This window comes from Antrihabitans spumae (assembly GCF_043944905.1).
Classification (GTDB): domain Bacteria; phylum Actinomycetota; class Actinomycetes; order Mycobacteriales; family Mycobacteriaceae; genus Antrihabitans; species Antrihabitans spumae.
In genome coordinates, this window is record NZ_JBIMSN010000026.1 from 36,694 (window position 1) to 60,306 (window position 23,613).

General features: G+C 63.4%; 18 protein-coding genes. 3 read left to right on the plus strand and 15 right to left on the minus strand.

The annotated features are described in order from the left end of the window. Positions 1-29: 29 nt before the first annotated feature. The 3 genes from ACHIRB_RS06620 to ACHIRB_RS06630 form a co-directional block, all read right to left on the minus strand. Positions 30-1,829: an ArnT family glycosyltransferase gene (locus tag ACHIRB_RS06620; protein ID WP_395123748.1), complete on the minus strand. Its 1,800-nt coding sequence runs from the start codon at positions 1,827-1,829 to the stop codon at positions 30-32. A gap of 108 nt (positions 1,830-1,937) precedes the next feature. After that, positions 1,938-3,422: a sensor histidine kinase gene (locus ACHIRB_RS06625; protein WP_395113751.1), complete on the minus strand. Its 1,485-nt coding sequence runs from the start codon at positions 3,420-3,422 to the stop codon at positions 1,938-1,940. Then, complete coding sequence (locus ACHIRB_RS06630; RefSeq protein WP_395113852.1) at positions 3,400-4,104, minus strand: response regulator transcription factor; 705 nt, start codon at positions 4,102-4,104, stop codon at positions 3,400-3,402. Before ACHIRB_RS06630 ends, ACHIRB_RS06625 begins: the two co-directional genes overlap by 23 nt. A 253-nt stretch (positions 4,105-4,357) precedes the next feature. Here ACHIRB_RS06630 and ACHIRB_RS06635 point away from each other — a divergent pair, with 253 nt between their 5' ends. Next, the gene (locus ACHIRB_RS06635) at positions 4,358-4,939 is read left to right on the plus strand and encodes a hypothetical protein (protein WP_395113750.1); all 582 of its coding nucleotides are present in this window, start codon (positions 4,358-4,360) and stop codon (positions 4,937-4,939) included. Positions 4,940-4,945: 6 nt separating this feature from the next. On the opposite strand, the gene ACHIRB_RS06640 is transcribed toward ACHIRB_RS06635, so the two are convergent. Beyond that, the gene (locus tag ACHIRB_RS06640) at positions 4,946-5,389 is read right to left on the minus strand and encodes a hypothetical protein (protein ID WP_395113749.1); all 444 of its coding nucleotides are present in this window, start codon (positions 5,387-5,389) and stop codon (positions 4,946-4,948) included. A gap of 273 nt (positions 5,390-5,662) precedes the next feature. On the opposite strand from ACHIRB_RS06640, the gene ACHIRB_RS06645 reads away from it, so the two are divergent. Continuing rightward, positions 5,663-7,816, plus strand: coding sequence for a sensor domain-containing protein (locus ACHIRB_RS06645; protein WP_395123729.1), 2,154 nt, complete (start codon positions 5,663-5,665; stop codon positions 7,814-7,816). Positions 7,817-7,868: 52 nt separating this feature from the next. Here the strand turns inward: ACHIRB_RS06645 and ACHIRB_RS06650 are convergent, their stop codons facing one another. From ACHIRB_RS06650 to ACHIRB_RS06675, 6 genes are read right to left on the minus strand one after another with little or no spacing between them, the layout of a single operon-like run. Further along, the gene (locus ACHIRB_RS06650; protein WP_395113747.1) at positions 7,869-8,768 is read right to left on the minus strand and encodes a short-chain dehydrogenase/reductase; all 900 of its coding nucleotides are present in this window, start codon (positions 8,766-8,768) and stop codon (positions 7,869-7,871) included. After that, positions 8,765-10,270 (minus strand): flavin-containing monooxygenase, encoded by a 1,506-nt coding sequence (locus ACHIRB_RS06655; protein WP_395113746.1) that lies wholly within the window; start codon positions 10,268-10,270, stop codon positions 8,765-8,767. The genes ACHIRB_RS06650 and ACHIRB_RS06655 overlap by 4 nt, the downstream gene beginning before the upstream one ends. Continuing rightward, positions 10,267-11,775, minus strand: coding sequence for an aldehyde dehydrogenase family protein (locus ACHIRB_RS06660; protein WP_395113745.1), 1,509 nt, complete (start codon positions 11,773-11,775; stop codon positions 10,267-10,269). The genes ACHIRB_RS06655 and ACHIRB_RS06660 overlap by 4 nt, the downstream gene beginning before the upstream one ends. Next, positions 11,772-13,604, minus strand: coding sequence for a fatty acid--CoA ligase FadD11 (fadD11, locus tag ACHIRB_RS06665; RefSeq protein ID WP_395123727.1), 1,833 nt, complete (start codon positions 13,602-13,604; stop codon positions 11,772-11,774). The genes ACHIRB_RS06660 and fadD11 overlap by 4 nt, the downstream gene beginning before the upstream one ends. A 25-nt stretch (positions 13,605-13,629) precedes the next feature. Next, positions 13,630-14,718 (minus strand): PDR/VanB family oxidoreductase, encoded by a 1,089-nt coding sequence (locus ACHIRB_RS06670; protein WP_395113851.1) that lies wholly within the window; start codon positions 14,716-14,718, stop codon positions 13,630-13,632. A 5-nt stretch (positions 14,719-14,723) separates the two neighbouring features. After that, entirely contained in the window at positions 14,724-15,626 is a 903-nt protein-coding gene (locus ACHIRB_RS06675; protein WP_395113742.1) for a metal-dependent hydrolase, read from the minus strand. 104 nt (positions 15,627-15,730) lie between these two features. Between ACHIRB_RS06675 and ACHIRB_RS06680 the strand changes: the two genes are divergently transcribed. Further along, a complete protein-coding gene (locus ACHIRB_RS06680) occupies positions 15,731-16,315 on the plus strand; it encodes a TetR/AcrR family transcriptional regulator (RefSeq protein ID WP_395113741.1) in 585 nt (194 codons plus the stop codon). A gap of 70 nt (positions 16,316-16,385) precedes the next feature. Here ACHIRB_RS06680 and ACHIRB_RS06685 read toward each other — a convergent pair whose 3' ends face one another. The 5 genes from ACHIRB_RS06685 to ACHIRB_RS06705 form a co-directional block, all read right to left on the minus strand. Further along, complete coding sequence (locus tag ACHIRB_RS06685) at positions 16,386-17,297, minus strand: RNA polymerase sigma-70 factor (protein ID WP_395113740.1); 912 nt, start codon at positions 17,295-17,297, stop codon at positions 16,386-16,388. Then, on the minus strand, positions 17,275-18,510 hold the full coding sequence (locus ACHIRB_RS06690; RefSeq protein WP_395113739.1) for an NAD(P)/FAD-dependent oxidoreductase: 1,236 nt from the start codon (positions 18,508-18,510) through the stop codon (positions 17,275-17,277). Before ACHIRB_RS06690 ends, ACHIRB_RS06685 begins: the two co-directional genes overlap by 23 nt. Before the next feature lie 116 nt (positions 18,511-18,626). Beyond that, positions 18,627-20,456, minus strand: a complete 1,830-nt coding sequence (locus ACHIRB_RS06695) for a putative nucleotidyltransferase substrate binding domain-containing protein (RefSeq protein ID WP_395123725.1) — start codon at positions 20,454-20,456, stop codon at positions 18,627-18,629. Between the two features lie 41 nt (positions 20,457-20,497). After that, positions 20,498-22,066, minus strand: a complete 1,569-nt coding sequence (locus ACHIRB_RS06700) for a GMC family oxidoreductase (protein ID WP_395123724.1) — start codon at positions 22,064-22,066, stop codon at positions 20,498-20,500. After that, the gene (locus tag ACHIRB_RS06705) at positions 22,059-23,612 is read right to left on the minus strand and encodes an APC family permease (RefSeq protein ID WP_395123723.1); all 1,554 of its coding nucleotides are present in this window, start codon (positions 23,610-23,612) and stop codon (positions 22,059-22,061) included. The genes ACHIRB_RS06700 and ACHIRB_RS06705 overlap by 8 nt, the downstream gene beginning before the upstream one ends. Position 23,613 lies beyond the last annotated feature (1 nt).

Here is a 23,613-nt window from a genome sequence, read left to right on the forward strand (position 1 = left end):
GTCAGCCTTTTGCACAAGCTGTGCGTGACCTATGAACCGATTTGCACGCTCAGGTCGTAGACCGCCACGCCGTCGATCGTTCGAGCGGTGTAGTTGGCGGCGACCCACGCGGCGATGTTTGCGGCCTCCTTACTGCCACTGGATTCGCCGCCGCGCCCGAACGCCATGGCCCCGCCGACGAAATAGTGAATCTGCTGATCCGCGACGTATTGTCGGAATTGTTCGAGGGTGGGGGCGGGATCCGTGCCGTTAAATCCCCCGACCGCCATGACAGGAACACCGCTCGCCAACTGGTAGCCCGCTGCATTGTTGGACCCGACAGTCGCTGCCGCCCAAGTGAAGTCGTCCGCATTGCTACTCAGGGTCGTGGTGAGTTCAGCGCCGACCACGACGGTGCCGAGCAGCCCGCCCATCGCTCCCGCACCCGGCCCTCCGCTGCTGGGACCCGCCGACGGAATCGCGCCGCTGTGCGGAGTCGACGCTGTCGCAACGGAGTACGCGGCGGGTCCAGCGAGACAGGCTGCGAGCGCCACAGCGACAACACCGCGAGCTGCGCGCCCGGAGAGTCTGTCGACGACGAGCAGCAGCACCGAGGCAAAGACGCCGACGACCGCTATCGTCGGCCGTAGCCACGGCTGCCAGTCGGCATTGCGACCGAGCAGGACACAACCGAGCACGGTGGTCGTCGCGGTCATGCCGACGAGTGCGATCCGCGCTCGAATATCGTTGCGGCACTGCCAGAGTAGAACCGACCCGATACCGACGACGCCTGCCACCGCAGGCGCTAGTGCCACGGTGTAATAAGGGTGAACGATCCCGTTCATATAGCTGAAAACGACGCCTGTCACTGCCAGCCAACCGCCCCACAGCAGGATCCCAGCGCGCAGCGGATCGGTCCGCGGCTTCGAACCGGTGATCCACATTCCCGCGCCGATCGCGATCACAGCCGCGGGCAGCAACCATGCGATCTGCGTCCCCATCTCCGACCCGAACAGTCGACCCCAGCCCACGTCGTGGTTGAGATTGCCGAGCCCACCTGTCTCGTTGCCGGTCAGCCGACCCAATCCGTTGTAGCCCAATGCCAATTCGAGAATATTGTTCTCTTGCGACCCACCGATGTACGGCCGCGACGACGCGGGCCACAGCGCGACGAGGGCTATGTACCAACCACCGGAGGCGACAACAGCGACCAGCGCCCCGACCAGGTGCACAAGACGCTTGCGCAACGGAGCGTGTGCGGCAATCAGATGCACCAGCGCAAACACCGGCAGCACCAGAAACGCCTGCATCATCTTCGCGAGAAATCCGAACCCGACCGCAACGCCCGCAAGCGGAAGCCACCAGACGCTGGACTCCTTTTCGATCGCTCGGGTGACACAGTAGGCGGCGGCGACGAGTAGCAGAACGAGCAGTGCGTCGGGGTTGTCGAACCGAAACATCAGCACTGCGACCGGCGTGAGCGCGAGCAGGGTTCCGGCGATCAGTCCTGCACCAGGGCCGGCGACGCGTCGCACTGTCGCGACGAGCATCGCAACGGCGGCAACTCCTTCGAGCGCCTGTGGGACGAGAACGCTCCACGAGTTGAAGCCGAAGATTCGAACCGATAGGCCCATCACCCACAGGGCCGCCGGGGTCTTGTCGACCGTGATCGAATTCGCGCCATCACTCGAACCGAACAGAAGGGCTTTCCAGCTCTGCGAACCGGCCTGCACCGCAGCGGAATAGAACGAATTTGCCCATCCACTCGCCGAAAGATCCCACAGGTAGAGGACAGCCGTACCAAGAAGAAGTGCGACGTATGCCAGCTGCATTCTGCGCGGTCTGCGCATATCTCGCTGTGCAGCAGTCGATTCCGGTCGTGCGTGTTCGAGCATGGTTGTGGGCATCAGTCGATTGTCGGTTCCGAACCTTGACCGAATATCGGTCGCAGCTATGCGTCAGCTGTGATTCGGTAGCCGCACCGTGAATTCCGTCCGTCCCGGCACGCTCTGCACGGCAATGGTTCCGTTGTGGGCCTTCACCACCGCCGTTGCGATGGCGAGGCCGAGCCCGGTACTGCCCGCACGGCGTGAACGCGAGGAATCCCCTCTGGCAAAACGTTCGAAGATCTCGGGCTGCAGGTCGGGCGGTATACCCGGACCATCGTCGCTGACGGTCAATACGGCGCCACTCGTGTGGTCGGCCGCAAGCGTCGCCGTGACGACGGTGCCCGGGCCGGTATGGGTTCGGGCATTGGCAAGAAGATTGGCCAGAACCTGGTGCAGACGTGCAGAATCGCCTGCCACGACGACCGGATCCTCTGGGAGCTCGAGGTTCCAGACGTGGTCGGGTCCGGCGATGTGCGCGTCGCTGACCGTATCGACAAGCAGCAACGAGAGGTCGACCTGCTCGTCCTCGAGCGGACGACCGGAGTCCAAGCGCGCGAGCAACAACAGATCCTCGACGAGGCGCGTCATCCGCTCGGCTTCCGATTCCACCCTGCCCATCGCGTGTGCAACCTGATCGGGGACCTCCCCGCGGCCGCGCTGCGCCAACTCCGCGTAGCCGCGTATCGCGCTGAGGGGTGTGCGCAATTCGTGGCTTGCGTCGGCGACGAATTGCCGGACCCTAGTCTCGCTCGCCTGCCTCGCCGACAGCGCGGCCGCAATGTGTTCGAGCATACGATTCAAGGCATCCCCGAGTCGTCCGACCTCGGTCCGCGGATCGGCGTAGGCGGGCGGAACACGAACCGGCAGTGTGACTTCGCCACGATCGAGCTGCAGATCGGCGACATCGCTCGCTGTCGCCGCGACGCGGGTGAGCGGTGCGAGCGCACGACGAATGATCACGATCCCGGCCGTCGCCGCGAGCACGAGCGCAAGCGCTGCAACGGCCGCGAAGATCAGCAATACGGTCATCAAGGTGTCGTTGACGTCCGACAAGGACAGTCCGGTGACTATGACGTCACCGCTGCGGGTTTGCGTTGCGATCAATCGGTATTCGCCGAGCCCCGCCAGATCACGGGTGTGCGGCGCACCGTCGATGGGTATGTCCACCAACTGTGCATTTGCGGTGTCGTCGAATGCGGCGCGAGCTCCTCTGGTCGTGAGAACTCCAGCGTCCGTTACTTTTCCGTCGACGATGATCGCTCCGACCGTTCCCGGTGGCTGTCCTGGAGCATCGAGAAAATCCGGTCCGGGCCCGGAGACCTGTGGTCGACGGATGTCGTCGAACGGTGGTGGCGGAAACTCGTCGATCGCTGCCGACCGATGCCCGGCGTCGGTGAGCTGACCATCGAGTTGGTGCATCAGAAACTGCTGCAGCGCAAAGGTTGTCGCACCGGCGATGATCACACACACAACGGCGAGCAGAGCGACCTGCCCGACAAGGAGCCGGGCCCGCAACGACCACGCGCGTGGGTCAGCGAGCCGGCTTGAGGACATATCCCGCCCCTCGCATGGTGTGGATCATCGGCTCACGGCCACTGTCGATCTTCTTGCGGAGGTAGGAGATGTACAGCTCGACGATGTTGGAACGGCCACCGAAGTCGTAGCTCCAGACCCGATCGAGTATCTGCGCCTTGCTGAGAACCCGCTTCGGATTCGTCATCATAAATCGAAGTAGTTCGAACTCGGTCGAGGTCAGCGTGATGAGTTCGCCGTCGCGTGCAACTTCGTGACTGTCCTCGTCGAGGACGAGGTCGCCCACAACGATCTGCGCCGCGTTCGTTTCGGTCGATATGCCGGTGCGGCGCAACAGACTCCGCAGCCGGAGCACTACTTCTTCGAGGCTGAAGGGCTTCGTCACGTAATCGTCGCCGCCTGCCGTGAGGCCCGTTATCCGATCTTCGACGGAGTCCTTGGCGGTCAACAGCAGCACGGGCAGGTGCGGTATCTGTTCGCGCAGTTTGCGGAGAACGTCGAGTCCGGTCATGTCCGGCAGCATCACGTCGAGCACGACGACGTCGGGTCGCGATTCGCGTGCCCGGGCGATGGCCGTCGCGCCGTCACCTGCCGTCGTCGTGTCCCAGCCTTCGTATCGGAGCGCCATGGACACCATCTCGGCAAGGACGGGTTCGTCGTCGACAACGAGAACTTTCACCGGGTTGCCGTCGGCACGCCGAATGACGATGCGCTCGGGCACCGATGTCGGACTCGGTTGCTGCGGACTCGGTTGGCGGTCGACGACGGGCATACGCTCATTATGTGCAGGTGCGATGGGTCGTTGCTGTGCGATTTCTATGAGTGAGCTGTGAACGTCTCGATTCGACCGGTCGGCTAAGCCGACTCAGGCCGTGCTCACAGCGCACACATAGCTTGCTTCGCAAGTGTGGTCCCCAACATCTCCGATACCTACGTCGATTCGCACAGGAGTACCCGTGACCGCGCAGCCAGATACCCAGCCGATCGCCACCACAACCGAGCACACCTGGGGCGCACCACAACCCACGCCGGGGACGTGGTCCGCCCGCAAGACCGCCGCTGCCGTCGGCGTTGCCGCGGTGATCGCTGCGGGCGGCGGCGCGGCGATCTACGCGGCAACGAGCGGCGCATCCAACAACGCCGGAGGTCCCGGCGGCATGGGTGGTCCCGGCATGTTCGACGGCGCAGGCGGGCCGCAGGGCACCGGTTCTGCCGCCGCATCGTTGCACGGCGAATTCGTCGTCGCGAACCGAGACGGTGGATTCAGCACCGAACTCACCCAAACCGGCACTGTCACAGCGATTTCCGCGACCGAGGTCACGGCAACCAGTGCCGACGACTACAGCAGGACCTATGTCCTCGATGCAGGCACTTCGGTCGGGAGCATCGCTGTCGGCGATACGGCAACCATCCGGGCGACCGTCGTCGGCGATACGGCGACCATCGCCACGATCACCGAAGGTGCACCGACGCCGGGCACAGGCACTGGTCCGATGGGAGGCCCTGGTGGCAGCGCTCCCGGCGTACCAGCGCCCTAGCGGCCGTCAGCGCGCCGCTATCCTCGTCATCACCGAGCTGTAGCCGCCGCCCGGCCAGACCCAATCCCCCTTGCACACGGCGCCCGACGAGTCGAACTCACCACGGAAGTAGGCGGGCGACCCTTTCTCACCGCCCCAGATGGTGAGTTCGACCCCGTCGAATTCCCAGACGTAGGTCAGTGTGTCGCCGGTAGTCGTGTACACGCGCGACACGATGTCCGCACTCGGCGCTTCACCGAAGCTCCGGTCGTGCCCGATGTACTCGACAGACCGAATCGTCTGACCTTCGTGGTGGATGTCGCTTCGCTGGACGAGGAAGAATCCGCCTTCGTGCCACTCGAACCGGGTTGCGCCGGAGATGCCGCCGGACAGGCTCCAGCTTCCGACGAGGCGGTCGAAGACGGCGAGGTCCGCGGCGGGTGAGGTGATGAGTGCGGTGTTGTCGGACATGGTGACTCCTTTGTGTTGTTCGTGCATCGACACCGATACCTCGGAACCCGCTCGCGCTTTTCGACATCGCCGAGCTTTTCTCCGCGGGACAGATCACGCAACGATTACGCGTCGTTTCCAGGCAAAGCCTGTTCGAATTTCAGCCCGATTTGTCACATTGGTTACCGACAGTGGGTACCTGGGCCCGAATCGGACGACTCGAGGGAACTTTTCGCTCGAACGGGCTAACATTCGGGAATGGTCGTCGGGGCCTGATGCCCAGGGAGGAGAACGGTGCGATCGACTGATCGTCGCCGGTCGACCGAAATTTCGGGTGCGATCGTTAGGTCCGCGCCCAACGCTGTCGTAGTCACCTCGACCGACAGCGTGATCATGGATTTCAACCCCGCCGCCGAACGGATGTTCGGAATGTCGAAGGCGGATGCGATCGGCCGCGATGTCGTCGACACGATCGTTCCCGAGTTTCTCAGATCCGAATTCCGGGCCTTGGGAGCCGACTTGTACGCCGGGAACCTCGCTCCGTCGAGCAACCGGTTTCGATCTTTCGGGCTACGCGCAGACGGAACGACGTTTCCCGTCGAATTTCGCATCGAATCCACATCGATCGGTATCGACGACACCGAAACGATTGTGCTTATCGGATTCATCACCGATCGCACGGACGATTCCGCTGCGGCGCAGCTCGTTCGCATTCCGGACCAACTGACGATCGATCGATCGCAGGTTCGAGAGGTCCGCGAGAATCTATCGGTCGTACTGCGTTCCGCTCCAGTTCTGGTTTTCGCCATGGATCTCGAGGGGATAATTCGATTGTCGACGGGCGGACTGCTCGCCACGTTCGGATTCGAACCCGGCCAACTCGTCGGCAGCAACACCTTCGAGATCTACGGCGACCGCACCGACATCACCGACCACTACAGGCGAGCCATCGCCGGTGAAGACTTCCGTGTTCAGGTCCAGTTGGGTGGTCTGTGGTTCGACACGCAGTACCAACCGATGTTCTCCGAGAACGGGGAGCTCGAGGGAACTTTGGGGTTGAGTGTCGACATAACAGCACAGATCGTCAGCGAGCGCGCTTTGCGACATCTGGTCGAGACCGACACCGTCACCGGACTCAGCAGTCGATTTCATACCGAGAAGCTGCTCGACGAGGCCCTCGCAACCGCTGTACCGCTGACGTTGATCCTCATCGATCTCGACGAGTTTCGACACATCAACGATTCACACGGCCACGCCATGGGCGACCGTGTGCTGAGCAACATCGGCGAACGGATCCGCGAAACCCTACCTCCGCGTTCGATCATCGGGCGGCTCGGTGGCGACGAGTTGATCGTCGGTCTCCCGACACAGCATCCGGCCCAGGCGGCGCTCGCCGCGCAGGCCATTCTCGCCGCCGTGTCGCGACCGATGCGAATCTCTGTCGACGTCGCCGGTGTCTGCTCGGAACTCGACATCACCATTACCGCGAGCATCGGGATGGCGCTGGCGCCGGCGGATGGGGCAACAACGGCCGAGTTGCTGACCCATGCCAACATTGCCCTGTACGCCGCAAAGCGTTCCGGCCGTGCGTCTTACAAGTTCTACAGTTCCGACAAGGACGGATCCACGCGCAGGCTGTCCGTCACGACTCGACTGCGGCGCGCGATCGATGCCGGCGATATCCAGGTCGAGTACCAGCCGATCTACGACCTCGAAAGCAACACCGTCGCCGGCTTCGAAGCGCTTGCCCGGTGGAACGATTCGCATCTGGGCCCGGTCAGTCCCGAGGAGTTCATCGCCTTGGCCGAATCGAGTCCCCTCATCGACGATCTCTTCGATCTCGTTCTACATCAAGCACTTCGGGCTGCGGTCGACTGGAACGCCTGTACGCCGCGCTCGGTGCCGGACGACTGGCGGCCGCGGCGACTCGGCGGCCGGATGATCTCGGTGAGCATCAACGTCGCAGCGAGACAGTTGCACGATCCGCGCTTGCCGTCACGAATTATTGCCGCCGCCCTTTCGGTCGGGCTGCCCCTCGACTGCGTGATGATCGAACTCACCGAGTCGGCGATGATGGACGACGGACCGACCACACAGGGTGTCCTCAAAGCGCTGCGCGACGCCGGAATGGGCGTTGTCATAGACGATTACGGCATCGGCTACTCGAACATGGCGCGGCTCGGCGAACTGTCGACCGAACGAATCCTGGACGGCGTCAAGATCGATCGAACCTTCATCGCCAATCTGCCTGCGCAGCAGGCGACGACGCTGGTCAAGATGTTCCTGACCATGACCGACTCACTCGGTGTCGCGGCAGTCGCCGAAGGCGTCGAGACAGCCGAGCATCTCCAGATTCTTCGCGGGCTCGGCTATCACTACGCCCAGGGTTATTACTTTGCGAAGCCGATGTCGGCGCTCGACGCCACGGAACTCGTCTGCGGCAGCTGAGGGCGCTACGCGCCTCGTGAGTCCTTTCGGTGGTCGGGCCCTCCGAAAGGACTCACGACCGGCGTAGCCGGGCCTCGACTTTGCGAATCAGCGCGTGCACATTCTCGTCGCCGGCCATCTTCCGGTCGATGACGACGTTGGCAGCTCCACGCAGCAACGCGTACGGCTGCCACGACGCCGGTGCGATGGTGCGCGCGGCACGCTCACCGATTCCGTCGGCGACGGACTTGGCGGCAGCTTCGGGACTGATTCGCTGGTTCAGCGGCCATGGCAGCAACTCGGCAACTTCGCGTCCCAGCTCGTCGTCGTCGAGAGTGTCGTGCGTCATCGCCGTTTCGACGATGCCGAAGTAGGCAACGCCTGCACTTGCGCCGACCGCAGCAAGTTCGATGCGCAACGCTCTGCCCAACTGCTCGACGGCAGCCTTGCTGATCATGTACGGCGAACCGCCTGCACCCGGCGCGAACGCGGCCGCAGACGACACGACGACGACGTGACCGCCGTGCTCGATCACCTGCTCCAACGCGGGTCGCACAGTATTGAAAACACCTGTCAGATTGATGTCGATGACGCGGTCGAAGGCTTCCTCGTCGATCGTGCGCAGAGTGGCAGGCGGCGGAGCGATTCCAGCGTTGGCGACAACGACATCGAGTCTGCCGAACCGGTCGACGATGCGCGCGACAACCGCTGCCATGGCGGGACGATCCCGAACGTCGGCAGCGATCGCAACGGCTCGCTCGCCGAGGACCGCGGCGGCCGCCTCGGCCGAGTGCTCGTCGACGTCGACGATTGCGACCGAAGCACCGCGCTCGTACAGGACTTTCGCCAGCGCCAAACCGATGCCCTGGCCCGCGCCGGTGATGAGAACGACCTTGCCGTCGACGTCGTAGGCCGGATTGTTGCCCAACGGGCTGGTGCCCACGAACGGAATTGTGTTCAGCGAGAACATCATCGGCTCCTCACCAGGTTCGGCTGCCCGACCGCTGTGCTCTGGCTGGGAAGCAGGTCGTAGGCGTCGCGGTCGAATCGACTTGTGCGATCGCGGTATTCGAAGCTCCAACTCGGATACAGACCGGCATTTTTACCGTCCGCGGTGCGGTAGTAGGTCGTCGAACAGCCACCGGTGAGCCAGACCGTGTCGGCGCTGCGCTCGTCGACTTCGTCGAGAAACGCCTCCTGCGCTTCGGCACGTACTTCGACTCGGTCGAGCTTCTCGTCGCGCATCGTGACGAGGGCGTCGACGATGTAGCGGATCTGACATTCGATCATGTAGATCGCCGACTGATTTCCGACTGCGCCGAACGGTCCGAGTGTGCTGAAGAAGTTCGGGAACCCCGCGACCGCGGTACCGAGGTAGCTCTGCGGCCTGTCTGCGTAGAGGTCCCCGATGGACTGCCCGTCACGACCGTGGATTCGGCCGTAGACGGCAGGTGGCACCACGAATCCCGTGCCGTAGATGATGGTGTCCACCTTGTGCTCGACACCGTCGCTGGTGACGATCGAGTGCTCACGAATCTCGGCGATCGCATCGTCGATGACGTCGACGTTGTCTCTAGCAAGAGCGGGGAGATAATCGTCGGAGAAGATCGCCCGCTTGCACCCGATCATGTAATCGGGCGTAAGACGCGCACGCAACGTTGAATCCCTTACCTGCCGGAGCAACTGCAGACGTCCGAGGAATTCGTACGGATGGCGGAAACCCTTGTTCACGAACCCGACGAGACCGAAACCTTCGATGCCGGTGTAATACCCGCCGCGCAACGCCTTTCCGAGTATCGGGAGTTTGCGCAACAGCGCACGCTCGACGCGCGAAGTCGTCCGATCCATCCGAGGAATGATCCAGGGGGCGGAGCGCTGAAACACAAGCAGGCGGTCGACCTTCGGTTGAATTTCGGGCACGAATTGCACTGCCGAAGCTCCGGTTCCGAGAACCGCGACGCGCTCCCCCGTCAGGTCGTGGTCGTGGTCCCAGTGCAACGAGTGAAATGCTGTGCCCTCGAAGGTATCCAGGCCAGGGAGGTCCGGGTAGCGGGCATCGCCGTACACCCCGGCCGCGGAGATCAGGATGTCGGCGTGCAGCACGCCGCTGTTGGTCTCTATTCGCCAGTTCCGCGATTGCTCGACCCAGGAAGCATCGACGACCTCGGTGTCGAATCGCATGTGCGCGACGACGTCGTGTCGTTCTGCGACAGTGCGGAGGTAGTCGAGGATTTCCGGTTGCTGCCCATAGGTTCGTGACCAGTCGGGGTTGGGCGCGAACGAATAGCTGTAGAGGTGCGACGGAACGTCGCAGGCGCAGCCCGGGTAGGTGTTGTCACGCCAGGTGCCACCGAGTTCGGCGGAGCGTTCGAGTACGACGAAGTCCTCGAAACCGGCCTCGCGCAGTTTGATTGCCAAGCCGATTCCGCCGAATCCGGCGCCGACGACGGCGATGTGTACGCGCGTGTCGGTCATGATCGGGTCCTTCCGTGCAACAGCTTCACAGCGACGGCGACGATGCTGTCCGTCCGCTCCGAACGCGCGAAGGTCGTCAACGCCAGCGGTGACGGAAAACGCTGTCGTGTAATCGCTTTCGCGTAGGTGAACTCCTTCAGACCTTCCGGTCCGTGCACCCGACCGAAACCGGACTGACCGACGCCGCCGAGCGGCAGGGACGGAATCGTCGCGTAGGCGACGAAGGCGTTGATCCCGACACCCCCGACCCGAATGCGGCGGGCGATGTCGGTCGCATTCTTCTTCGCAAAGACGGTGGCTCCAAGTCCGTACCGACTTGCGTTGACGAGTTCGATCGCCGTGTCCATGTCGGCAACCTTCGCGATGGTCAGCGTCGGACCGAAGGTTTCCTCTGTGACGGCAAGCGACGATTCGGGTACATCGACCAGGACGGTCGGCTGCACGAACTGTCCCGCAACGGTGTTCAGCCCACCGAGTACCGCTCGGCCGCCCTGCTCGAGCGCGTCGGCGATGTGCCGACGGATCACGTCGACCTGGCTCGGCATGGTGATCGGACCGATCTTGGATCCGCTGGGTGCACCGGCGTGGATCTTCGCGGAACGTTCCACGACCTCGGCGACGAACGCGTCGTACACGGCCTCGTGAACGTAGATGCGTTCGACCGCGAGACACGTCTGACCGGCGTTTGACAACCCACCCCATACCGCAGCATCGGCTGCGGCGCGGATATCGGCGTCGGAATCGACGATCAGCGCGTCCTTGCCGCCGCATTCCATCAGCACGGGAGTCAACGTCTCGGCGCACGTCGCCATGACCTTCTTGCCCGTCGCGGTGGACCCTGTGAAGCCGATTTTGTCGACGCCCGAACGGCACAGGGCTGCACCGGTTTGCGCGCCGCCGGTGAGGAGTTGCAGCACCGGTTGCTCGGGCACGGCTCGCCCGAACGCGGCGACGAGCCAGGCTCCGACGCCGGGTGTGTATTCGCTGGGTTTGAAGACGACCGCATTGCCTGCGGCGAGCGCGAACGACACGGAGCCGAGCGGTGTGAACACCGGATAGTTCCACGGACCGATCACGCCGACCACGCCGAGCGGTGGGAACTCCACGCTCGCGGCCTGATTGAGAGTCATCAAACTCGAAGGGACCGAACGGGATCCGAGCACCTTGTTCGCGTTTTTGCCCGCCCACGCCAAGTGCTCCAACGCCATTGCGATTTCGAGTTTCGCATCCGAAACCGGCTTACCCATCTCGGAGTTGATCAGGGCCGCCAACTCGGCTGTGCCGCGAACTATTTCGGAGCGCCAGCGATCGAGACGTGCCGCCCGCTGCGCGAAGGACAAGCTCGCCCACCACTGCGATGCAACGCGCGCACGGGCAACCGTCGCCGCGACGTCCGAGTCGGTGTGGATGGGAAACGTACCGACCACGTCGCCGGTCGCCGGGTTCGTCACGTCGAAAGCGGTGTCGATACGAACTGCCTTCTTACGAACTGGTGTTTCGGTCATCGGGCCGCAACCTTTCCGTTGGACGGTTCGTGAATCCAGGCGTCCGGGCGATCCGCGTAGAGCGCGTCGATTTCGGCGGAGTACTTCGTCGAGATCGGCTTGCGGCGCAATTTCATTGTCAGCGTTATCTCTTCACCACCTGCCTCCCAGAAGGTCGGAAGTACGGTGAACCTCTTGATCTGCTCGACGCGCGCCAGCTTTTCGTTGCCGGCCGCCACACCGTCTGCGATGGCCGCGACGAGTTCAGGGTCGACGGCCAACGCGGCCGCGCTTGCGTCGTGCAGGCCTCGCTGCGCCGCGTAGACGGGTGCGGTTTCGGCGTCGAGTACGACGAGCGCGGTGTTGTAGGCGCGCCCATCCCCTATCACCGCCATTGCCCCGATCAGCGGAGCCGCCGCCTTGATGGTGTTCTCGATGTTCGCCGGTGACATGTTCTTACCGGAGGCGTTGATGATGAGTTCTTTCTTGCGGTCGACGACACGCAGATACCCGTCTTCGTCGACGGTGATGATGTCGCCCGTGTGCAGCCACCCATCGGCGTCCACTGCCTCTGCCGTCTTTGCCGGGTCACCGCGGTAGCCCTTCATCACCAGCGGACCGCGGACCAGGAATTCGCCGTCCGACGCGATCTTGGATTCCATACCCGGTAGCAGACGACCGACCGTACCCAGTTTCGAATCGCGTGGATGCGACGCGCTGGCAACGCAACTCAGCTCCGACATCCCCCAGATCTCGGCGATGGCGATCCCGATTCCTTCGAAGAAGCCGAGCGTCTCGGGCGGTATCGGTGCCGCACCCGACATGGCCCAGCGGAGTTGGTCGAAGCCGAGCTTGGCACGCAACTTCGACAGCACCAATTCGTCTGCCTTCGCCCACTCGGCGGCGACCTCGTCCGACATCGGTTCACCGGCAAGCGCTGCCGCGCTACGTTTCGCTGCGACGGACATCGCCCACTGCAAGCCCTGCTTCTTGGCGGGATCGGGTTCGTTCGCGATGCCGAATTCGATTGCAGCTTTGAGCTTTTCCCACACGCGCGGCACTGCGCCCCAGATCGTGGGACGCAAATCCGGTAGTGCCGCCGCAATCTGGCGCGAGTCGGACACCGACGTGATCTGAGTACCGAAGATCTCGTGCAGATACAGCGCGGTGAAACGGTCGGCGATGTGCGCGGTCGGCATGAACGACGTGATGCGGTCGCCGAATTCGATGTCGAGTACCGAGGCGAACGCGTACGCCTCCTCGATCAGGTTGGCGTGCGTCGACTCGACGCCTTTGGGATTGCCGGTCGTTCCCGAGGTGTAGATCAGCGTCGCGACGTCGTCGGATCGAACCGCGTGCCAGCCGGCGTCGAAGTCGTAGTTCGCGTCGCCGCGCGCGATCAGCTCTTCGACGGTGTTGGTGCCCTCGACCGAGCCGTCGACAACGACGATGTGCTCGATCGCGACGCCGCTTGCGCGGATCACGTCCACGTACTGTGCCTCGCAGACGACGACCCGGTTGCCTGCGTTCGAGAAGACGTAGCGCAGTTGATCGGCGGCGAGCGTGTTGTAGACCGAGAACGACGTCGCGCCGACCATCTGGGCGCCGATCTCCAACGGGTAGAACTCGATTCGGTTGGCCATCATCAACGCGACTGTGTCGCCGCGGCCGATGCCCAATGCCGCAAATCCCGCTGCGACTTTTCGGACGCGGTCCGCGTAGTCACGCCACGTCAGGGTCTGCACATTGCCGGGGGTCCGTAGCGCTATTGCTTCGGGATCGATTGCGGCCGTGCGCACAAAGGCTTCGCACAGCGTCGTGGGTCGGTCGATCGTTGGGTTTTCGGTCATGAAGAGACTCCTCGTGCGTGTAGGTCTAGAGGTCGAGAACAAGTGGTCCGCCCTCGGACCTGGAGACGCAGACTGCCATCGCGCCAGTGCGTTCGGATTCGAGCAGGCTGTTGTCGCGATGCTCGACGCTGCCCGACAACACTCGTACGGTGCAGGTGCCGCAGTAACCCTGCTGGCAGGAATAGGCGACGTCAGGCTTGCTGCGCCGAATCGCGGTCAACGCTGATTCCTCTGCGCCGACGGATACCGTTACGCCGCTGCGCAACAGTTCCACGTCGAACGCAGCGCCTCCGACGACCGGTGGTGCCGAAAACCGTTCGGTATGAAGCGATCCCGAACCAGCGATCGCCGACAACCGGCGACGCGCCGCGTCGAGAACGGGTGGTGGTCCGCACACGTACACAGCGCCACCTGGTAGCGCCCGATCGAGGAGAGCTGCCGTGTCGGGGGTTCCGAACTCGGTGTCCGGCCTGATCTCGACATCGCCACCGGTGTAGCGGGCGAGCTCGTTCAGAAATGGCATACTATCGCGCGATCTGCCGAGATAGATCAGGCGCCATGGTGTTCCGCGACGATCCGCTTCCTGCACCATCGGCAGGATCGGAGTGATCCCGATACCGCCGGCAACGAACAGGTACGAGTCCGCTGTCACCATCCGAAACGCGTTGCGCGGACCCCTGATATGCAGCACATCGCCGACCCGCAGCCCCTCGTGAACTTCACGAGATCCGCCGCCGCCGTCACGAATATGGCGCACCGCGATGCGGTAGTTGCGTCGGTTCCGCGGATCGCCGCACAGCGAGTACTGGCGCTGCTTGCCGGATGGCAGAAACACATCGACGTGCGACCCGGGGCTCCAGATCGGCAAGTCCGCGCCGTCGGGAGCTGCGAGAGTGACGCTTACGACGTCCTCGGCCTGCTCGGCGATCTGCTCGATCACCAGGCTCATATCGAAGTCGTTGTGACGCACTGGCTTCGACCTCGACAGTAGCGGCGCGAACCTGCTGTCGGCTACGAGTCGGCGGTAGCCGCGGACGGCGGATGCCACCAGCCTCACACTCGGCGGTATGGATCCATCGCGTGGCGATGCAAATTGGGTTTCGCCCCTGATCAAGCCACTCACGACGACTCCTGGCGCAGCTCCGCATTGGCCGCGGGCGAGGTAGCGAGGTAGCGCAGCGCCTGGTCGAGACTGCCCATCGACGACGGGTGGAATCCGGGCTTGAGATACACCGGAATCTCGGTGAGGAAGTGCAGACCGCTGGGGACGAGGCCACGCATGGCGGCACTCACGAACTGAACCGGCCAGGGCTTGCCTTTGTTGGGCGAAGGATCGTGGTTCACCAGGTAGGTGATGCTGGCGCAGGTCAGCACCGCGAGCGTCGTGCTTGCAAGAAGGGCGGTGCGAGCGCGGCGTGCGTAGCTGCCGTCGACGTGCTGGTACACGTCGAAGACGACGCTGCGGTGTTCGACTTCTTCCGCGCCATGCCAACGCAGCAGGTCCAGCATCATCGGGTGGATGCCTGCTTCGTCGAGTTCGTCGGCATCGAGCAGCCACTGTCCGATAATCGCGGTGAAATGCTCGAGCGCGGCGAAGAGTCCTAGCCGTTCTTTGAGCCATGCCTTTTTCGCGCGACCACTGAGGCCGTGGTCGGTCAGCAGTTTGTCGATCAGATAGTTCATGGTGTCGACCATCGGTTCGACGTCGAGGCCCTGCTCGGTCAGGTACGTCCGCACACCTTCGTGCGACGACGCATGCATCGCTTCCTGACCGATGAAGCCGACGGCCTCTTCGCGCAGGCGCTCATCTTCGATATAGGGCAGTGCGTCCGCGAGCGCTCCCGCCATCGCGCGCTCCGCCTCCGGGAGGATGAGGTGCATGAAGTTCCACACGTGGGTGGCCACAGGTTCGTTCGGAACATAGTGGAACGGCATTCCGTCCCAGTCGAATTGGACGTCGCGCGCAGTGATCGCGTGTGCCTCTTCGTGCCGAGCCTGCGCCGTTGCAGTCTGCTTTGTCATACTCCCAAAATACACTGTTACATTTTGCATAGCAATGTTGCATTGCACGATCGGAGAATGTTACAGATGATCGAATTTGTTGCACCGGCTGCTACGCTTGCGCCGTGACCAGCAGTAACTCAGACCCCGCAACCGAGCGCATCCTCGATGCGGCGTTGCAGAGCTTCGAAGAGATCGGCATCCGGCGGACGACGATCGAGGACATCGCGCGCCGCGCCGGGATCGAACGTGTGACGGTCTATCGCAGGGTCGGTTCCAAGGACGAGGTCGTCGTCGCGGTCATCGGGCGCGAGTCTCAGCGATTGATCCTGGAACTCGTCGAGGCATCGAAGGTTGGCAACACCTTCGACGAGCGGATCGTCCACGCGTTCACGGTTGTCATGCGCCACCTGTGGGGGCATGCGCTCGCCAATCGGCTTATCGCCCTCGAACCGGAAAGCGCGCTGCCGAGACTCACGACCGGCGGAACGGACGTTCTGGCATCCGCTGTGTTCGCTACGGTTCAGTTGCTGCAGCAGTCAGTCGCCGATGGACTACTCGCGCCAGCGGATGACTTTGCGCCACGCGCCGAGGTGATCGTACGAATCATCCACTCGCTGATGATGACTCCACGGGTGCATCTGGACCTCAGCACGGACGAGCAGCTGAGGGCCTTTGCGCTGCGCTACATCGTTCCGATCGCCGGGTAGGCGGCTACGCCGCTCGTGCGCACTTTCGGAGGGCGGGCCCACCAAAAAGACTCACGAGGCGCGCAGCGCCCTACAGCCTGTGAACCCGGCCAGCGGACACCGCACGCAGCTTTTCCGGGTTCGCGACGTTGTGAATTGCCGCAATGCGGCCGTCTCCGTCGAGTGCGATCGTCACTGTCGCAATCACACGTCCCGCACCCGAGAACACCAGGCCCTCCGCGCCGTTCAGCTCGACGACCTCGACGCGCATGTCGCTCGGATCGACACCCTCGTAACGCCGACGCCCGACGGCCGCGAACCAGGCCGCAACCTTCTCGGCCCCGGTGACCGGCCGCAGCGCCTGGCGCACTTTGCCTCCCCCGTCCGTCCACAACGTCACGTCAGGAGACAGCAGCTCCATCAGCGTATTGATGTCGCCGCCGGCCGCAGCGGCGAAGAAACGTTCCGTCACCTGTCGATGCTGCGTCCGATCGGTCGCAAATCGTGGCCGCCGAGCCTGGACGTGGCCACGTGCACGATGCGCCGCCTGGCGGACCGCAGCCTCGGAACGGCCGAGCGCAGAGGCGATTTCGACGAAACTGAAAGCGAACACCTCGTTCAGAACGAATACTGCGCGCTCGAGCGGGCTCAGCGATTCCAGAACGACCAGCATCGCCATCGACACCGATTCCGCACTGGCCGCGGCGTCGGCGCCCTCGAACGTCGACGTGAGGATCGGCTCTGGAAGCCATGGACCGACGTAGGTTTCGCGTTGCTTGCCAACCGAACGTAGGCGATCCATCGCGACGTTCGAGACGATCCGCGCCAGGTACGCCTTCGGGTCGCTCACCTTCGACCTGTCGGCGGCCGACCACTTGAGCCACGCATCCTGAACCGCATCCTCGGCGTCGGTCGCAGTGCCGAAGATGCGGTAGGCGACCGAGAACAGCAGGTTTCGGTGCTTGTCGAACACCTCCTGGTCAGCGTCCGGAATACGTTGCATCACTGGCCATCTCCTTGTCGGACCGTCGAGTGTACCGACCGCCGTGTGGCCAGAACGCCGTCGTCCGAGGGTATTTCGTCATTCTCATGAAGGTCGGCCACGGGGACGAAGTCACTGTTTCCTTGTACCAGACGGCACGCCGACCGGTGAGGTACATCCGCCGGGGTGTGTCGTCCGGCTTGGTGAACTGAACCACTGCGTCGCTGCGGCCGAGGCTCAACGGTATGTGGATATACCCGAAGCGAAAAGGCTTGGGCTCTTTGCCTTTCAACTCCCGCAGGATGGATACGGCCGCGTGCACACCGGTCGGCATACCACCCTGACACGTGCCGTGCATCGGCCCGTAGCCCTGCACTATCGAGGCGGCGTCGCCAACGGCGTACACGTCGGGATGCGATACGGATCGCAGGGCGTGATCGGTGACGATGCGACCGTGGTCGTCGACGGTCAGTCCGGCCGCTGCAGCGATGGGCGATACCCGCACGCCGCTGGTCCACAGCACGACATCGGCCGCCACGGTGTCGCCTCCGGCGAGAGCGACGGCATCCGGGAGCACCTTCACAATCTCGACTCCGCTAATGATGCCTACGCCGAGACGATCCAGAACGGTATGCAGATACGCCTGCGCCCCCGTGCTCAGATGCGCACCGGGCACTCCCCTGCCGACGAGCACGACGGCAAGTCCCGGATATTGTTCGGCGATCTCTGTCGCGGCCTCGACTCCGGTGAGTCCGCTACCACCGATCACCACTGTTCCCGTCTCCAGCCGATCGAGGTGCGCGGCGAACGACTGCGCGTCGCGGGCACTGTCGAGGGTGTAGGCGTGCTCCTCGACTCCTGCGACCGTTGTGGTGTCGGCCACGCTGCCCAACCCGTAGATCAGCGTGTCGTAGGAAAGGGTTCGTCGGTCGTCGACGCGTACGGTCCGGGCGTCCGCATCGACCGCGGTGACCCAACCGCACACCAACTCGACTCCTGTGTCCGCCAACAACTCCCGCAGGTCGAGGTCGGCAAGTTGCTGACCCGTCGCCGTCATGTGCAGCCGTAGCCGTTCGGTGAAACGTACTCCGGCGTTGACCAACGTAATCTGCACATCGTCGCGCCGCTTGGTCCTACCCGCAGCGAACGCTGCCGCGGCCAGTCCTGCATATCCGGCGCCGAGGACGACGATGCGATGTGGCGTCGCAGATCGGCTGTTCGGTGTCTCTTTCATGGTGGCTGCCCTTTCGAAGAATGCTGACCACCATCAGACGTATGGGACCTCTCCATTCGTGACATTTGGCCTTCGGCCTCGTGCGCACTTTCGGAGGGCGGGCCAACCAAAAGGACTCACGAGGCGCGCAGCGCCCAGATTCGCCGCTGCACGGCGGCAATCTCGCGGACCCCATCGCTGAGCAGGCTGCGGTTGAGGGGCGAAAGCTCCGACATCGTGACGATGTCGCCCGGGGTATGACCCGCGGCGATCTGATCGACCTGATGTGCCATTCGCAGCCCCTGCAGCACCGCGAAAACCTCGGTCAGAATCTTCGAGTCGGCCTCGGACAACAGTCCGTTGCCCGCGGCCGCTTCGAGGCGGGCAGGCGTCGACGCGGACGCAATGCCGACGGTCAAGCCACCCCACCGTGCGAGATTGACGATCGGGGTCAATGCATGCGCCTTGAGGTCGAACGTGCCACCCCGTCGCGACAGAACATCACGCAGCGACCACATTCGGGCCTTGTCGGACAATGCATTCAGCAGTTGCAGCCGCAACGCATTGGGATGGTCGGCACGCATCGTCCGATAGGCGGCCGGCACCGTGTGCAGAGCGTCGTCGCCCCAGACAACCCGACCGTCCACGAGCAACGACGACATGATCAGCCCACGATTCTTCAGTGGGTCGTCGAGCCATTCTTTGGTGGCGGTGGTCCATTCGCCGGCAGACCGCGCGAACAACGGCTTCGCGGCAACGGCGCCGTTGCTGTCGCCGGGTAGGCCGCACGCATCGAGAATGGTGTGCACACGCCCGGCCATCCGAAGAAAACGGCCCTTCTCCGCCGTGAGTTCGTCCGCCCACGACAGAGCGCTGTCGACGTCGGAGCTCGGCATCGCTTCACGACGAGCGATGCTCCCAAGGGTCAGCCAGGCGAACTTCGACGGCGCTATCCCGACCGAATTGGCAAGCGCGAGTTCGAGAGCACGCCGGACGACACTGTCGATGACGACCGAAAGTATGCCGCTCGTCGCGGACGCGTCCGTTCCGCCACGGAACAGATCGACCGCAAGATCGGTGATGCCTGCCGTAACAGCCTCCAGCTCACCGGCATTGGCCGCCAGCCCGATCGCACGGCGCAGCACAAAACTCTGGCGTGTCGATGCTGCGAGCAGATCGGCATCCTCGAGTACACCGAGCACCCGACCGTGATGCGTCAGCACCGGCATGTGTCGAAGACCCATCTCCAGCATGTCCATCAGGACGGTCGCTGCAAGACGGTCCGCGGTGACACATTTGGCAGGAGCACTCATCACCTGCCGAATGGGAACGTCGATACCGACACCCGCGGCAACGACTCGAGTACGCAGGTCCCGATCGGTGAAGATGCCGTAGTCGCCGTCGCGAAGCGGAATCAACACGTACGACGTCCGTTGCGCCGTCATGTGTTTGACGGCATCACGAACCGTCGTGTCCGGTGTGGTGAAGACAGGCTCGGCCCTGACCAGATCGCCGACGGGGCGACGCGACGCGGCTTGCTCGACCGCGTTCGTTCTGCCGGACATCGAGTTCCACGCCGACGTCGCGAGAAAGGCAAGGCCCGTCGGCTTCGCGAAGATCGGGCGGACCAGGTTGCCAGGCAACCGAACAACGACACTCGGCTCACTCGCGCGCGCCGTGAACTTGACGTCGCCGTCGGTCAACAGTGCAAAGAACCCGAAGATGCCGCCGGGAGCGACGGTATCGATCGGTTCGGCGGTGCTGACTTCCTCACCCACCGGTAGCAGGACCACCTGACCGGTCTGCACCATCCAGATCTCTTCCGGCACATGAGCGCCGTAATCGACAACGATCTTGCCGGTCTCGAAAGAATGGACCGTCGCCGCGCCGGCGAGCTCGTCCAACTCGTCGGGCCCCAACGACTGGAACGGTGGGTGCTCGACCAGAAACGACGCCAGATCCGTCAAAGGTGCTCGCAATCAGGCGATTTGCGGGGAGACACCGTTGCTCACACTCCCCTGATCAGATCTGCACACTTCTCCGCCATGGTCATCACCGTGATGTTCGGATTGATCGCAGGCAGTTTCGGCATCGCCGAGGCATCGACGACGCGTAGCCGCGTCACCCCTTTCACCCGAAGTTCGGGATCGAGCACCGCCATCGGATCGTCGACCGCACCCATCCGAGCGGTCCCCGCAGGGTGATAGACGGTGTTGTGGGTCTTGTGGATGTAGTCCAGAAGCTCTTCGTCGGTCGTCGCGTCCGGACCGGGCGCAAGTTCGCGGGCGATCCAGTCCCGCAACGGTTCCTGCTCGGCGATCCTGCGTGCCAACCGGATCCCCGCCAGCATCACGGCTTCGTCGTGACCGTCCGGGTCGGTGAAGTAGCGCGGATCGACCTTTGCCCGATCACGGAAGTCGCGGGAGCGCAGCCGAACCGTCCCACGCGATCGGCCCTGAGTCACGTTGGGCGTCAAGCAGAATCCGTTGTCGGTGGTCGGATAGCCCCAACGCAGCGTGTTCATGTCGAACGGCACACTGCCGTAGTGCATCATCAGATCGGGTTGGTCGAGACCTTCGACGGTTGTCGCGAAAAGACCGATCTCCCACCACTGCGTCGACGTCGTCACCATCGGCCGTGACGCCTCGTAGAACACAAGCCCTTCCACGTGGTCGTCGAGATTCTCACCGACGCCAGGCGAATCGACTCGAACCGTGATGCCGTGCTCACGCAGGTGCGCGGCTGGGCCGATTCCCGACAGCATCAGCAACTTCGGGGTGTCGATCGCACCGGCGGTCACGACGACCTCCCGACGCGCGCTCACCGTGTCGTAGCCGGTGAGGTCGGGACGTTGATACCGAACTCCCGTCGCCGCAAGCGACTCGTCGATCAGAATCTCGCTGACCCAACAACCGGTACGCACTTCGAGATTCGGACGCTGACCGATGATCGGGTGCAGGTAGGCGTGCGACGTCGACATACGTAAGCCGTCTTCACCCGCGTTGATCTGAAACCAGCCCGCACCGTTGAGAACGGTTGTGCCACGGTTGAACTGAACAGTCGGAAGCCCCACCTTCGCCGCGGCATCGATGACAGCCTGACCGCAGGGATCGTTCGGCGGGATGTCTCTGAGCCGAACCGGACCACTGTGACCATGCAGATCGCCAGGTGCATCGTTGTTTTCGAGCCGTGTGACGTACTTCAGCACGTCGCGCGCACCCCAGCCGGTGGCGCCCATTGCCTCCCACTCGTCGAGGCCCTCAGCAGGCGGCCAGAACGCGATGCACGAATTGTGCGACGAACATCCGCCGAGAACCTTGGCCCTGGCGTGCCGCATGAAGCTGTTGCCCTTCTCCTGCGGTTCGATCGGGTAGTCCCAGTCGTAGCCCGAATCCAGCAGATGCATCCATTCCGACAGCACCAGAATGTTGTCGTCGCCGACGTCGGATGGTCCGGCCTCGATGAGACACACCGTCACCGACGGGTCCTCGCTCAGCCGTGCAGCAAGCGCACACCCTGCGGTACCGCCGCCTGCGATCACATAGTCGAAGGTGTCTTCGGAAGTGACGTCAGACATCGACCACGTCTTTGCTCTCCGGGGCTACCTTGGCAGGCGCTGCGTGCGACGCCAGGGTGCCGATGTGGTTGCGGCCCTTCAGTCCGTACCAGAGCAGGCCGAGCCCGAGGATCCCGCCGATGTAGACGAACGCACCCCACTGGTTGTACCAAGGCGTGCCGTAGACGGCGGTGCGCGGCCACGCGAGGTTGATCGCCATACCGGCGCCCCACACCACGGCAAGGATGTTCACCGGAAGGCCCCAGCGGCCCATGGTGAAGTAACCGCCCGCTTTCAGGTCCTTCGGGGGCCAGGTGCCCTGCAAGCGCTTCTTGAGCAGCGGACCTGTGACCATCAGGTAGGCGAGGTAGATCATGATGATCGCGATCGAGGTGAGAACCGTAAAGATCTGCGGCTGACCGATGTTCACGACGAGGATCAAAATTGCGATAACGCCGATCACGATGGCCGGAACAACAGGAGTCTGGGTTTTGGGATGCACGCGGGCCAGCTTCTCGCCGAACGGCAGCGCGTTGTCGCGTGCCATGGCGAACGTGAGCCGGATCGCCGCCGTATGGACCGCCAGCGAGCAGACTGTGACGGCAACGACGATGCAGCACAGGAAGATCGTGCCGAGCGGGCCCCACATGACTGCTTCGACGATGTATTGCAGACTTCCGTCCGGGCTACCGAGCTTCGGGTCTTCGAGGTCCGGCGCAGCCATCACGGCGAAGACGAGAATCGCGCCACCGATGACGAACGACGCGAGGATCGCGCGCAGGATCGCCTTCGGCGCCGTGCGTCGCGGCTCGACAGTTTCCTCACCGAGCGAACTGGCTGTGTCGAAGCCGTACATCACGTAACCGGAGGCAAGCGAGGCCACGAGGAATGCACTGAGATAGCCGCCGGTCTCGCCAGCACCGTAGCCGTGTGTGGAGAAGAAGACGTCGGGTCCACGAGTAATGTTGGCTGCCAGCAGGATAGCGATCATAACCGCGGCAATGAGCTCGATGAAAACGCCTGCGCTGTTGATCATTGCCATAAGGCGAACGCCGAGGGCATTGATGGTCGTGGTGAACACGATCATGATCGTGCCGAGCAACACCGCGTTGGCAGCGAAGTCCTTCGAGCCGGTGCCGTCACCGATCAACTGGAATCCGCTCCACAGCCGCGGCAGGTTGAGCTGCAGCGCCAGCACGACCGCCGCCAGCGTCACGATCGACGCCGTGAGCATCAGCCAGCCCGATACCCAGCCGACGATCTTGCTACCGAGGATCTTCGACCAGTTGTAGACGGCGCCCGCAATCGGATACTTCGCGGCCAACTCCATGAAGCACAGTGCGACGGCCATCTGACCGATGAACACTGCAGGCCACGACCACAGATACGCGGGGCCTGCGGTGCCGAACCCGAAGTAGAACAGCTGGAACGTCCCGGTCAGAATCGAGATATAGCTGACGCCCGCCGCGAAACTGGCGAACTTGCCGATACTTCGGTCGAGGGATTCCTTGTAGCCGAAATCCTCCATCCCGTTGTCGCCCGGCACATTGTCGGTGTTGATTGCCATG